This is a genomic window from Pandoraea sp. ISTKB (genome assembly GCF_001721285.1).
GTDB lineage: Bacteria > Pseudomonadota > Gammaproteobacteria > Burkholderiales > Burkholderiaceae > Pandoraea > Pandoraea capi.
This window is the reverse complement of the sequence record NZ_MAOS01000075.1, coordinates 1-13643: the sequence shown is the minus strand read 5'-3', so window position 1 is coordinate 13643 and position 13643 is coordinate 1. Positions and strand designations below refer to the sequence as shown.

The 13643-nt window shown below is 66.0% G+C and carries 12 protein-coding genes and 1 pseudogene; 10 read left to right on the top strand and 3 right to left on the bottom strand.

The annotated features are described in order from the left end of the window. The 4 genes from A9762_RS24925 to alkB all read left to right on the top strand — a co-directional run. Positions 1–832, top strand: an 832-nt coding sequence (locus A9762_RS24925) for a copper resistance D family protein (protein WP_139133391.1), incomplete at its 5' end; no start/stop codon positions are given. Positions 833–942: 110 nt separating this feature from the next. After that, positions 943–2124: a bifunctional DNA-binding transcriptional regulator/O6-methylguanine-DNA methyltransferase Ada gene (gene ada / locus A9762_RS24920; protein WP_256388790.1), complete on the top strand. Its 1182-nt coding sequence runs from the start codon at positions 943–945 to the stop codon at positions 2122–2124. Continuing rightward, positions 2121–2861: a 2OG-Fe(II) oxygenase gene (locus tag A9762_RS24915; RefSeq protein ID WP_069344672.1), complete on the top strand. Its 741-nt coding sequence runs from the start codon at positions 2121–2123 to the stop codon at positions 2859–2861. Before ada ends, A9762_RS24915 begins: the two co-directional genes overlap by 4 nt. Positions 2862–2912: 51 nt before the next feature. Then, complete coding sequence (gene alkB / locus A9762_RS24910) at positions 2913–3575, top strand: DNA oxidative demethylase AlkB (protein ID WP_069344671.1); 663 nt, start codon at positions 2913–2915, stop codon at positions 3573–3575. Between the two features lie 64 nt (positions 3576–3639). On the opposite strand, the gene A9762_RS24905 is transcribed toward alkB, so the two are convergent. Further along, positions 3640–4260, bottom strand: coding sequence for an NAD(P)-dependent oxidoreductase (locus tag A9762_RS24905; protein WP_069344670.1), 621 nt, complete (start codon positions 4258–4260; stop codon positions 3640–3642). 66 nt (positions 4261–4326) lie between these two features. Further along, on the bottom strand, positions 4327–5052 hold the full coding sequence (locus tag A9762_RS24900) for a DsbA family protein (protein ID WP_069344669.1): 726 nt from the start codon (positions 5050–5052) through the stop codon (positions 4327–4329). Between the two features lie 146 nt (positions 5053–5198). Between A9762_RS24900 and A9762_RS24895 the strand changes: the two genes are divergently transcribed. Together A9762_RS24895 and A9762_RS24890 are read left to right on the top strand one after the other, a co-directional pair. Beyond that, positions 5199–6128, top strand: coding sequence for a LysR family transcriptional regulator (locus A9762_RS24895; RefSeq protein WP_069344668.1), 930 nt, complete (start codon positions 5199–5201; stop codon positions 6126–6128). Positions 6129–6351: 223 nt separating this feature from the next. Next, complete coding sequence (locus tag A9762_RS24890) at positions 6352–8064, top strand: acid phosphatase (RefSeq protein WP_069344667.1); 1713 nt, start codon at positions 6352–6354, stop codon at positions 8062–8064. Between the two features lie 120 nt (positions 8065–8184). Here the strand turns inward: A9762_RS24890 and A9762_RS24885 are convergent, their stop codons facing one another. Next, on the bottom strand, positions 8185–8640 hold the full coding sequence (locus tag A9762_RS24885) for a MarR family winged helix-turn-helix transcriptional regulator (RefSeq protein ID WP_069344666.1): 456 nt from the start codon (positions 8638–8640) through the stop codon (positions 8185–8187). A gap of 198 nt (positions 8641–8838) precedes the next feature. On the opposite strand from A9762_RS24885, the gene A9762_RS24880 reads away from it, so the two are divergent. The 4 genes and pseudogenes from A9762_RS24880 to A9762_RS24865 form a co-directional block, all read left to right on the top strand. After that, complete coding sequence (locus tag A9762_RS24880; RefSeq protein ID WP_069344665.1) at positions 8839–10554, top strand: FAD-dependent monooxygenase; 1716 nt, start codon at positions 8839–8841, stop codon at positions 10552–10554. 74 nt (positions 10555–10628) lie between these two features. Continuing rightward, entirely contained in the window at positions 10629–10817 is a 189-nt protein-coding gene (locus A9762_RS24875; RefSeq protein ID WP_069344664.1) for a hypothetical protein, read from the top strand. Between the two features lie 117 nt (positions 10818–10934). Then, positions 10935–12356 (top strand): MFS transporter, encoded by a 1422-nt coding sequence (locus A9762_RS24870; protein WP_083254273.1) that lies wholly within the window; start codon positions 10935–10937, stop codon positions 12354–12356. Between the two features lie 155 nt (positions 12357–12511). Further along, positions 12512–13432: pseudogene (locus A9762_RS24865) on the top strand (NYN domain-containing protein); the annotation flags it as partial. Positions 13433–13643 lie beyond the last annotated feature (211 nt).

Genomic DNA, 13643 nt, shown 5'->3' with positions numbered 1-13643 from the left:
GGCCGTGCTCGCCTGGCTGGCCTACGTGCTCGCGAGCACCGAAGCGATGACCGGTGGAGACTGGGAGACGTCGTCCGCCATGGCCGCCGACGTGTGGCTGGTCCTCACACAATCGCATTTCGGCCGCGCGCAATGGGTCGCCGGACTCGGCGCCGCGCTGCTGTGTGCAGGCGCATGGGCGTGGTACGACGCGCGCCGTCGGCTGCGTGCCGTCATGCCCATCGCAGACGACCCGCGCGACCGGCACCACCGTCGCGAGCATCTTCAGGAGCGTTATGCACGGTGGGTCTATGCCGCCGGCGCCGTGATCCTCGCGCTGGCGCGGGCAAGCACCGGACATGCAGCCGATGCGTCGATGCCGTGGCTCGCCATCGGCATTCACACGCTTCACGTCGCGGCGGCAGCTTCGTGGACCGGCGCGCTGCTCGTCGCCGGATGCGCGATTCCGGGCTGGCGTCACTGGCCCGTGGGCGCACGCGCGGCGTACGGCGACCGGCTGTCGTCTGTGGCGACGCTGGCGATGGTCGTCGCGCTGGTGACGGGGGCGTTCAACGCATGGCGAACGCTCGGCGAGAACGCCTCGTTATGGTTTTCGGCGCAGAATGCCCCCTATCTGGCATGGCTCGTGACGAAGCTCGTGCTCGTCGCCTGTGCCGCCTTGCTGGGGGCGTGGAACCGCTGGCACTTTCTGCCGCGTCTGGCGCTCGATACCGGCGAGACACCGCTCGACACGTCAGCCTTCGCGCGCGTGGTGGCCATCGAGGCCCTCGTGCTGGTGATGGTGATGAGCCTGGCCGCGAAACTCGGCACGACCATGCCGCCCGGCGTCTGACCCTCGCGTCCGACGTCATGCGTCGAATTCAATAGCAAGAAACGGAGCGCAGCACAGCGACCCACTCCCTAGACTGAAGGCTCGTCATCAGTCCTCGGGAGATTCTCGCGATGCAACCTCATCCTATGACCACCAAACGTCCGTCGATGCCACGTAGCGACACCGCAGGTCCGCGTCAGGTGGACGCCGACGGACGTCATGTGCCCGACGCTCACCGCTACGCCACCGACGACGCCAGATGGGCCGCCGTCATGGCACGCGACAAGCAGGCGGACGGCGAATTCTTCTACTCCGTGCGCACGACCGGCGTGTACTGCCGCCCGTCGTGCGGTGCACGGCTCGCACGGCGCGAAAACGTGGCGTTCCACGCGGATATGGCGGCGGCCGAACAGGCAGGCTTTCGTCCCTGCAAGCGATGCAAGCCGGATCAGGGCGCGCTCGACGCGCGTCACGCCGCGCTGGTGACCGCCGCCTGCCGTCAGATCGAGACGGCCGACGTGCCGCCGACGCTGGAGACGCTTGCAGCACAGGCCGGTCTCAGCCCGCACTACTTCCATCGTCTGTTCCGTTCGGTGACGGGCGTGACGCCTCGCGCCTATGCCAATGCGCGTCGTGCCGAGCGCGTGCGTGATGCATTGCCCGCCGCCGAGAGTGTGACGTCGGCGTACTACGACGCGGGGTTCAACTCCAACGGCCGCTTCTACGCCAGCGCCGACGCCCTGCTCGGCATGAAGCCCGCCGCGTTCCGCGCCGGCGGCAAGGCCGAATCGATTCGCTTCGCCGTGGCGCAATGCTCGCTCGGTGCACTACTGGTCGCCGCGACCTCGCTCGGTCTGTGCGCGATATCGCTCGGCGACGATCCCGAAGCGCTCGTGCGCGAATTGCAGGATCGCTTCCCGAAGGCCGAACTGGTCGGCGCCGACGCCGAGTTCGAGCGCTGGGTCGCGCAGGTCGTAGGCTTCGTGGAGTCGCCGCACGTCGGTCTGTCGCTGCCGCTCGATGTGCGCGGCACGGCCTTCCAGCAACGCGTGTGGCAAGCCCTGCGCGACGTGCCGGCCGGCGAGACGGCCAGCTACGCGCAGATCGCCGAGCGCATCGGCTCGCCTCGGGCTGTGCGTGCCGTGGCGCAGGCCTGTGCCTCGAACACGCTGGCCGTGGCGATTCCGTGCCATCGGATCGTGCGTAACGACGGTGCGCTTTCCGGATATCGCTGGGGCGTCGAGCGCAAACGGGCGTTGCTCGCTCATGAGCGCGATGAACATGGCGACGCCACCGCCAAGGTGAAGCTGTGAGCGATCGCGTACCGTCGCTCGACTGGGCCGCGCTCGAAGACGAACTCAACGGCTTCGGCGCGGCGCGCATTCCCGGCTTGCTGAGCGCGCAGGAGTGTGACGCGCTTAGCGAGATGTACGGCAACACCAACGGGCAGCATGGACGAAGCAGCACCGCGCCGACATCCGAGCGCTTTCGCAGCCGGATAGTGATGGCGCGTCACGGCTTCGGGCAAGGCGAGTATCAGTACTTCGCTTACCCGCTGCCGCCGCTCGTCGCCGAATTGCGTGAAGCGTTTTACGCGCCGCTACGCGAGATCGCCCATCGCTGGCATAAGGCGATGGGCATCGAAACCCGCTATCCCGCAACGCATCGCACCTACCTCGCACAGTGTCACGACGCCGGACAGCGCCGCCCCACGCCGCTGCTGTTGCGCTACGAAGCGGGCGACTACAATTGCCTGCATCAGGACCTCTATGGGGATCACGTCTTCCCGTTGCAGGTGGCGATTCTGCTGTCGCAGCCCGGCGTAGATTTCACGGGTGGCGAGTTCGTGCTGACGGAGCAACGTCCGCGCATGCAGTCGCGCGCCGAAGTCGTGCCGCTCACGCAAGGCGACGCCGTCGTGTTCGCCGTGCATCACCGGCCGGTCAATGGCACGCGCGGTGTGTACCGCGTCAACATGCGGCACGGCGTGAGCCGCGTGCGCAGTGGCCTGCGCCATACGCTGGGCGTGATCCTGCACGACGCGACGTGACTTGCCGTCCATCGATGTCTGTGAGAGCCCCGCAGCCCCCAATGAAGTGACATGACGCTCGACCTCTTCGGCAACGACGCCACCGACGACACCGCCCCCAACGCCCCGAAAGCCGACGAACTCGGCCCGGGCGCGTTCGTGCTGCGCGGCTTCGCGTGCTCGCGTCTGACGACATTGCAAGCGGATATCGATGGAGTGATTGCCCAGGCGCCGCTGCGTCACTGGCTGACGCCGGGGGGCAAGCGGATGTCGGTCGCGATGACCAATTGCGGGGAAGTGGGATGGATCAGCGACAAGATGGGATATCGCTACGGCACGCACGATCCGCTCTCGAAGCAGCCGTGGCCGTCGATGCCTGCATCGTTCGTCGATCTGGCGCGTGAGGCTTCGGAAGCGGCCGGTTACCGAGACTTCTCACCGGACGCCTGCCTCATCAACCGCTACACGCTCGACGCGCGTCTCACGCTGCATCAGGACCGCGACGAACGCGAGCTGGGCGCGCCCATCGTGTCGGTGTTGCTGGGGTTGCCGGCCGTCTTCCTGTGGGGTGGCCTGCAACGTGGCGACCGGACACGGCGCGTGCGGCTGGAGCCGGGTGACGTTGTCGTGTGGGGCGGCCCCTCGCGACTCGTCTACCACGGCATTGCCAGCGTCGAAGGCAGCTTCGACGCGCAGGCCGTACGCTACAACCTCACATTCCGACAGGCGCGCTGATCGCACGGGGCACCGGGCATCGGCGCGCTGCCGTCATTACTGTGGCGTCGAGGACTTCCAGCGCTCAGTACCCGACCGTAAAGCGCGCACGCGGGTGCTGGTTCTTCTCGAGTTCGTCGACCAGCGCGATCGCATAGTCTTCCATCGAAATCCAGCTCTTGCCGTTGGCGTCGACGAGCAGACCGTCCGCGCCGATACGGAACTTGCCCGTGCGCTCGCCCGGTTCGAACAGCGCGGCCGGCGACAGGAACGTCCAGTTCAGCGGCGAGTCCTTCGGCTCGGCACGCAGCACTTGCAGAAACACGCGGCCAGCGCTCGCTTCCGGCTTGTATGCCTCCGGGAATTCCGGCGTATCGATCAGTGCCTTGCCCTGCGCGATCTCCAGACTGCCTGCACCGCCCACGACAAGCAGACGCGGCACACCGGCGCGCTTGACGGCGTCGATGAGCTTGGCGGCGTCCATCGAGACGAAGCGCCCGGCGCTGATGACAGCGTCATGCCCGGCGAGCAGCGGGGCGAGCGACGACGGGTCTGCGGCATCGCCCTTGACCACGGTGAGGCCGTTTTCGGCTTCGACACGCTCGGGATTGCGCGCGATCCCCGTGACGGTGTGACCACGTTGCAGCAGTTCTTCGGCAACGCGCGTACCGACGCGGCCGGTGATACCAATCAAAGCGACTTTCATCAGGACTCTCCTGGAGGCGAGGGGGTGTTCGAAATGCGAATGCGGTAAGACGGCGCACGCCGCGACTCAGATCGCGCAGCCGTCGGGGCCGCACTGCGGCAATCCGTCTGCGGTCCCGGCAGTCGTATGGGTCGCCGTGGCCGCTTGAATGGCGAGCAGACGCTCACGAAGCGCATCCCGCCACGCGTCCGGCTGGCCGAGGTAGCGGCCCGGTTCGAGCCGCTCCCACTGACCGTCGGTCTCCAGCGCGAACGTCGGGAAGCCGCTGCCCCCGACACGGGCGAGCAACGCACGGCTGTCGCGGAAGTGCTGCATGAGCGTCGCGGCATCCTGTTCGTCGAACGCCCTCGCGAAAGCCTCGCGATCCAGTCCGAGGTCGGCAGCAAGACCGACCAGCACGTCGCGATCGGCAATGCGTTTGCCGTCGACGTAGTGGGCGCGTTGAACCGCCGCGAACATGTCGAGACCGCGCCCCGCGAGCGCTTCGGCAGCCAGCACGGCCGCCGTGGGCGGCGCGGAATCGAACACGGCCGTGCGGTCGCGCAACAGGCCTTCGAAGTAGGCATCGCCAAACGGCTGACCGGTGAGCGCTGCGATCCGGTGATCGTGCGGCATGACGTAATTGCGCAATTGCGGCGTGACCGGCTGAACGTTCGGGCCGGCCATCATGCCGCCGCCGTGAAACGCGACGTTCAGTCCGGCCACGTCACGCGCAGCGCGCACCAGCGGCGCGGCGGCGTAGCACCAGCCGCACAGCGGGTCGGCAATGTAATGCAGAGTAGCTTGGGTCATTTCGGGGTGTCCTCGGTGATGCGGCGCCGCCCTCGCATGCCAGACATGACGGCTTCGGCGCTTTCCATGAGTGCCATCGTAGTCGCGCCACTCGCGCAAAAAAAGCCCATAATGACGATCACTTTGTTGCATCGATCGAGCAAATCATGGACCGTCTGACTGCGATGCGGGTCTTCACCGAAGTGGCTGAGCGCGGCTCGCTCACAGCGGCGGCACAGCGTCTCGACATGTCGCGCGCGATGGTCTCGCGCTATCTGGCCGAACTCGAAGCGTGGCTTGGCACGCGTTTGCTGCACCGGACCACGCGGGCCGTGAGTCTCACCGACGCCGGTAACGACGCCCTGCCGCGCTGCCGCGAGATGCTGGGCATCGCCGACGATCTGGCTTGCGCATCGAACGCCGACAGCACGCCGCGAGGTCTGTTGCGCGTGGCGTGCAGCACGTCGCTCGGGCAGGCGTTTCTGGCGGCGGCCGTCACGCGCTTCATCGTCCGGCATCCGGGCGTGGCCATCGATCTCGTGGTGGCAGACCGCACGGTCGATCTGGTCGACGAGCGCATCGATCTCGCGATCCGTGTCACGTCGGAGCCGTCTCCCGGTCTCATCGCCCGCAAGCTGGCGACCTGCCACTCGGTGGTGTGCGCGGCGCCGTCCTACCTTCAGCGTCACGGCACACCCGAGCGCGCCGAAGACCTCGCGCTTCACAACTGCCTCACGTACACCTACTTCGGCAAGAGTCTCTGGCAATTCACGCACAACGGCGCACCGCTCGGCGTGCCCGTGGGCGGCAATCTGTCCGCCAATGAAGTGAACGTGGTGTTTGCCGCGACGCTCGCAGGCGCGGGTATCTCGATGCAGCCGGTGTACTCGGCGCTGCCGCATCTGCGCGACGGCACGCTGCGCGCGCTGCTGCCGGATTACGTGCCGCGCGAGATGACCGTCTACGGCGTGTACATCTCCCGCAAGCAGATGCCGAGCGCCCTGCGCGCACTGCTCGACGATCTGGTCGAACAGTTCCAGACGGGATTGTTCGAGGACACGGGATATCCGGGCCGTCAGGCTGCGCCGTCGGCCTGATCGGTACACGCGACCTCCCCGCCAGGTTTCGCTCTGCGTGACGCGGCGACGATGTCACCGAAACGTCACAATTCCCGCGTAAAAACGTCGCTTGCCTCGCCCGCCCCGGGCAAGCTGACGATGTTGCGTGCGCCGCTTTTCGGCCCGTTGTCCGTCAGTCCTTGCCGCCCGGTCGCGGACGCTCACGCGCGCCCCACTGCCCGACACGTCAAACAAGGACATCATGACGCACGACACCACACCCCAGCCGCACGATCCCTCGGTCGACACCGATCTTTCGCACGAAGACGATCCGACGAACCCGTCGCGCCGCCGCATCCTTCAGGGACTGGCCGCTATCAGCGCTGCCGGCGCGGCCGGGGCCACGCTGAGCGGCTGCGCTGCGGAAGGCGGTGCCGGTGCACCGACGGCCGTCGCGGCCGGCGGTACGTTCGACGCCCAGCTCAAGGCGAACGTCAAGACGGTCGTCGTGATCTATCTCGAGAACCGCAGCTTCAACAACCTGTTCGCCGACTTCCCCGGTCTGGAGAAGCCGCTGTCGAAGGTTGCCGCGTCGGCCTACACGCAGCTCGATCGCGACGGCAAGACGCCGATGTCGCTGCTGCCCCCGGTCTTCGACGGCCTCGTGCCGCGCTCGCAGATGATCGGCGGCAAGAAGTATCACATCGGTGAGAAGGACATCGCCCGTCAACCGAACGCGCCGTTCATGCTCAAGGACACCGAGGGCAAGCTGCTGCCGGAGTCGGTCATCACGCGCGACCTGTGGCATCTGTTCTGGCAGAACCAGATGCAGATCAACGACGGCGCGAACAACCAGTTCGCCGCCTGGGCCGACTCGGGCGGTCTGGTGATGGGTTACTACGGCGATACGGCCAAGACCCTCGACATGTACAAGATCGCGCAGCAGTACACGATGTGCGACAACTTCTTCATGGCGGCTTTCGGCGGCTCGTTCCTGAATCACCAGTTCCTCGTGACGGCACGCCCGCCGGTGTATCCGAACGCCGCGCAAAGCCCGGCCAAGGACAAGATCGCCGTACTGGCCGACGGCCCGCAAGGGGTGCGTCTGGCGGTGGCGCCGGACTCGCCGGCCTCGGCGGCCGACGGCAAACCGAAGTTCGTGCGCGACGGGGCCATCACGCCGGACAACTACGCGGTGAACACGATGATGCCGGCGTACCAGCCGTCGCCGGTCAAGCCTGCCGCCTCGGGCGACAAGCATCTGGCCGATCCGTCGAACCCGTCGACGCTGCCGCCGCAGAATTACGCGACCATCGGCGATCTGCTCTCGAACAAGGGGGTGTCGTGGGCCTGGTACGCGGGGGCATGGCAGTCGGCGCTCGATCACAAGGGCGGTGCGGACAAGCCGAACTTCCAGTACCACCATCAGCCGTTCAATTACTTCGCCCAGTTCGCACCGGGCACGGCAGCACGCGAGACGCACTTGCGCGATGGCGGTGAAGGCGACAGCCCGATCTCGAACAAATTCATCGCCGACGCGATTGCCGGCAAGCTGCCCGCCGTCACGTTCTACAAGCCGCAGGGCAACCTGAACCAGCACGCCGGGTATTCGGACGTGGAGTCGGGCGACCAGCACGTGGCAAACGTGCTCGCACACCTGATGAAGTCGCCGCAGTGGAACAACATGGTGGTCGTGATCACGTACGACGAGAACGGCGGTTGGTGGGATCACGTCGCGCCGCCGAAGGGCGACCGCTGGGGTCCGGGTTCGCGCATTCCGGCCATGGTGGTCTCGCCGTTCGCCAAGCGTGGCGTCGTCGATCACACGTTCTACGACACGACGTCGATCCTGCGCTTCGTCACGCGTCTGCATGACCTGCCGACGCTCGAAGGCATTGCGTACCGTAACGCGGCCTTCGCCGCACGCGGCACGAACCCGCCGGGCGATCTGACGAAAACGCTGGCGTTTGGTTGATAGCCGGATGACGATGGCGCGATAGCGATCTCATTGCGCTTCATCACGCTTCGCATGAAGCAAAAAAGGGCACCTTCGGGTGCCCTTTTCTTTGCCATCAGTGAAAGCATTACGTGCCGCTCACCCCTGCTCGTCGAGTTCGTCCGAGCGCAGCAGCAGTTTGTCGAGCAGACGTTCGTACACGCGCATCTCGTCGTCGGAGAGGGCGTCGAACAGTTGCTCGTAATGCGCGCGGGCGGCGTCGATCACCACGCGCCACACACGCTCGCCTTCGGGGGTCAGCGTGACTTTGACCGCGCGACCGTCGTGATCGTCCGGTGCGCGACGCACCAACCCGCGAGTGACCAGCCCGTCGGCGCCACGGCTCGCCTGACTCTTGTCCAGATTCGCGCGGCGCGCCAGTTCCGAATTCGACAACGCCCCTGCCGTCCCCACGGCCGCCAGCACGCGCGATTCCGCCAGACTCAGCTGCGCGCCGTCCGCGTACGACTGCGAGATGCGCCGGTCGTGCTGCTTCATCAGGCGGTGCATCTTGTACGTCAGGAACTGGTCGAGCGATTTGTGGGATGGCCGCATTTCAGTGTTTATCTCTAGACGAAATGGGTCGATATTTGGTTGCGAACGCAACATTAGCACACTAGAATTGTTGCGTTAGCAACTAAAGCTCGATGACGCCATTCGTCATTCGCGCGTGATGTTTGCGCCCCTGCGTCGCGCTCGCGTCGGCAAGGGATCCGCAGCCCGTGCGCCGAGCCGTTTTCCGGGTGCCGCATCATGCATAAACCAGAGACCACCCCGCGCGCGTCGCTTTATCACGCGTACCGCGTTTATCCCCATTTCTATCCGCGCGCTGCCACGCAAAGCGATGCGCCAACGGTGCCCGTCACCATCGTCGGCGGCGGTCCCATCGGCATGGTCACGGCCCTTGCGCTCGCGCGTCACGGCGTGCGCTGCGTCGTGCTGCAGGCGGAACAGCAGGTCTCGGAAGGCAGCCGCGCCATCGTCTTTACGCGTCGCTCGCAGGAGATTCTGCAAGCGGTCGGGGTGGCGGATGCCGTCGTCGCCAACGGCCTGCCCTGGACCAGCGGCAATTCGTACCATCGCGGCCAGCGCGTGTTCCGCATGGAGTCGCCGGTCGACGAAGACGACCGCTTCGCGCCGCTCATCAACCTGCAACAGAACGTGCTCGAGAGCTATCTGGTCGACGCCATCGAGCGCGAACCGCTCGTGGAGATTCGCTGGGGCAACAAGCTCGTGGGTCTCACCCCCGTGGCTCAGGACGATGGCAGTGAAGGCGGCGTGGTGCTGCAAATCGACACCCCCGAGGGCGAGTACACGCAACACACGACGTGGCTCGTGGCAGCCGACGGTGCGCGCTCGACGGTCCGCACCGCGCTCGGCCTGCGCTTCGAAGGCGCGAGCTACGAGGGACGCTTCGTCATCGCCGACATTCGCATCGACCTCGATCTGCCGACGGAGCGCCTTGCCTACTTCGCGCCCGACTGGAATCCCGGCAACACGGTGCTGATGCATCGCGAGCCGGGCGGCATCTGGCGCGTGGACTATCAGTTGCCGGTCGACGAGACGTCCGAACACGCACTGCAACCCGAGACGATTCGCGAGCGCATCAACGCGCAACTGGACATGATGGGCCTTGGCGGCAAGCCGTGGGAACTCGACTGGTGCTCGGTGTATTCCGCCCGTGCGCTCACACTGCCCGATTACGTCCACGGCCACATCCTTTTCGCGGGCGACGCCGCGCACCTGCTGCCGATCTTCGGTGTGCGCGGCGCGAACACCGGCTTTCAGGACGCCATCGACCTGTCGTGGAAACTGGCAGCAGTCGTCAAGGGCGCGGCCCCCGAACCGCTGCTGACGTCGTACACGCACGACCGCGTGGGCGCCGCGCGCGAGATCATCGCGGAAGCCGGCAAGAGCACCCGCTTCATGACGCCGCCCTCGCACGGTTTTCGCGTGCTGCGCGACGCCGTCCTCGATCTCTCCCTCGATCACGAATTCGTGCGACCGCTGTTCCATTGGCGCACGTCGCGCGCGCACGACTATCGCGACTCGCCGCTCAACAGCCCGAGCGACGACAACGCGACGATGGCGGCAGGCCCCACGGTCGGCGCGCCGGCACCCAACGTGAAACTCAGCGATAACGACTATCTCTACGATCACCTCGGTGCGGCCTTCCATCTGGTGACGTTCAGCGACCAGCCGTTCGACGACGCACTCCGTCAGGAAGTCGTGACGTGGCGCGAACGCGGTGTGCCGGTGAAAGTCGTTGCCTTCGCGCCGTCGCGACACAGCGTCGCCGGTGCCGATCTGACGTTGCCGGATCCGACGGGCCACGCGGCTGCGAAATACGGCGCGCAAGACGGCACGACGTACCTCGTGCGCCCCGATCACCACATCTGCGCCCGCTGGCTGAAGCTCGACGCGACACGTCTGGCCGATGCGCTCGCGCAGGCGACGGCGCGCGTCTGATCGACGACGTCACCGCCTCGTCGCTCCATCGCGCTCCAACGCGCTACGTGAACTGCATTTAGGGAAGCCCTGTCATGACCGCCCAACAAACCGCCATCGCCGGCCTCGAAGACATCTACGACACGCTGGCACTGGCGATCGATGCCGCGCCGGAAGCCAAACGCGAGTTGCTGCTCGCGAAAGTCGTCCTGCTGCTGGCCAACGAGATTCGCGATCCGCAACGCGTGATCTCGCTCATCCAGCAGGCCGCTGCGCAAGCGTAGGCATCCGTCACGCAAGCCGATACACCGTTCCTTTCGGCGCCCGCCCACGACGGCGGGCCCGCATTCAAAACACCGCCACACACCACAAGGCGGGGAGCGCTGGAGAAAACACCCATCATGAGCCGTATCACGCCCGCCGCCGGTGCTGCCGGCGGCATTGCCGCATCCCTGCCCGTCACATCGCCCGGCGACACGAACACGCACTCGCACGCGTCCGACAGACTCGTCGAGATGGCCGAGCGCGCCGTCGTGCGCAAGGTTTCGCGCCGCTTGCTCGGCTTCCTGTTCGTGCTGTTCCTGTTCTCGTTTCTCGACCGCATCAACGTCGGCTTCGCCGCGCTCACGATGAGTCAGGATCTCGGGCTCACCAGCACGATGTTCGGCATGGCATCGACCGTCTTCTATCTGACGTATGTGCTGTGCGGTGTGCCGAGCAACCTCATGCTGGTGAAGTTCGGGGCACGTCGCTGGATCGGCGCGATTCTGATCGCGTGGGGTCTCGCGTCCAGCGCCACGATGTTCGCGCACGATGCCACTAGCCTCTACCTGATCCGCGCCATCGTCGGCATCACGGAAGCCGGGTTCCTGCCGGGCATGCTGCTGTACATGGGCGACTGGTTTCCGTCCGCTGCACGGGCGCGCGCGAACGCGTGGTTCATGATCGCCATGCCGGTGACGTCCGCGCTTGGTGCCGCAGCGTCCGGCTATCTGCTGCGGCTCGACGGTGTGGGCGGACTGGCCGGATGGCAGTGGCTGTTCGTGCTCGAAGGGCTGCCGACCGTGCTGCTCGGCCTCGTGACGTGGTGGTATCTCGACGACAAACCCGCCGACGCGCGCTGGCTGAGCGCCGCCGAGAAGCAGACGCTGGGCGCCATGATCGAGCGCGATCGCGTCGCGGCCGTCTCGCGACTGGCAGGCTCACGTACAAACACCCGCGCCGCGCAGGACACCAGCATGTGGCGTGCGATTCTCACGCCGAGCGTGGCGAAGTTCGCGCTCGGCTACTTCTGTCTCGTCAATACGCTCTCGCTCGCGTCGCTGTGGATTCCGCAGATCGTGAAGAGCTTCGGCACGACGAGCAGCAATGTCACCATCGGCCTGCTGGCCGCCATTCCTTCCGTCTGCACCATCGCCGGCATGATCTGGTGGGGACGCCGCTCCGATCGTCTGCAAGAGCGTCGCTGGCACCTCGTCTTGCCGATGTTGTTCTCGGCGGCCGGCTGGGTCGTGACGTGCTTCGCGCCGGAGCCGTCGCTGCGGCTCGCCGGGGTGGCGATGGCGTCGACCGGGGCTTACACGGCGATGGCCATCTTCTGGACGGTGCCCGACCGCAGTCTGGCGCCGCACACGCGCGCCCTCGGGCTCGCGGTCATCAACGCCGTCGGCAATCTCGGCTCGGCGCTGAGCCCCATCGTGGTCGGCGTACTCAAGGACTGGACGCACTCGTTCACCTCGGGGTTGATGTTCGCCGCCGCGAGCCTGCTCGTGGGTATCGCCGTGCTGTGGTTCGCACCGCTGGGGCAGCGTCGGGTGGGATGACGCGTGAAGCGGTTCCGTACGAATCCGGACCGCTTCACGCGTGGCGGTCATCGTTCCGGGCCATAATGCGCGAATGTTGGGAAGACGGCGTTCGAGAGGATCGAAAGCGTCTTCGCCTGCGCACCCATTTGTCTTCGCGTCCAAGGAACCCTTTCATGCCAGTGACAACGCCCGTGGCCGCTCAAGGCCCCACGCTCGTCGTACTGATCGACGCCGATAACGCCGCGCCCGCCATTGTCGAAGGCCTGCTCACCGAAGTTGCCAAGTACGGCGTCGCGAGCGTCAAGCGCATTTACGGCGACTGGACGAAACCGAATCTCGACGGCTGGAAGAAATGCCTGCTCGAATATTCGATTCAACCGATCCAGCAATTTCGCTACACCGTCGGCAAGAACGCCACCGACAGCGCCATGATCATCGACGCGATGGATCTGCTCTACACCGGGCGCTTCGACGGCTTCTGTCTCGTCTCGAGCGACAGCGATTTCACACGGCTCGCGTCGCGCATCCGTGAGCAGGGGCTGATCGTGTACGGCTTCGGGGAACGCAAGACCCCGCAGCCCTTCGTCACCGCGTGCGACAAGTTCATCTACACGGAATTGCTGCGCCAGGATGACGAGCCTGACGACGACGAAGCCCCCACGCCGCGCAAACGCCGCAGTGCGTCCGAACTCAAACGCGACACGCGACTCGTGCGACTGCTACGCAATGCCGTGACCGCCGTCTCCGACGAAGACGGCTGGGCAAGCCTCGGCGCCATCGGCAGCCACATCGCCAAGCAGGCCCCGGACTTCGACGCGCGCAACTACGGCTTCGGCAAACTCAGTGACCTCGTGGCGACCATCGGGTTGTTCGACGTGGAGCAACGCTCGGGCAGCGGTAGCAACAAGGGGATCTGGGTGCGCATCAAGCCGAAGCGCAACGGATCGGTCGCAGCGCCGCTCGCGGCGGCCGACACGTCCGGGACGAAGGAGTCGAGAGAGCTGAGGGAGCCGAGGGAGGCAATGGCACCCAAGGAGCCCCCGCCCATGAAGCCGACGGAAGGCAACGAGGCAACGAAAGAGGCAACAAAAGAGACAACGAAAAGGCGCACGAGGAGCACGCGGGCGAAGTCGACGAAGCCAGCGAAGCCGGCCAAGCGCGGCGAATGAGCATCGCACCCACTTTTTTCAGGAATTTCTCGCGAAACGCTTGCCAGCTTCTGAAATTCACCCTATACTCGCGGTCTTTCTAGGCTCGTAGCTCAGTTGGTTAGAGCACCACCTTGACATGGTGGGGGTCGTTGGT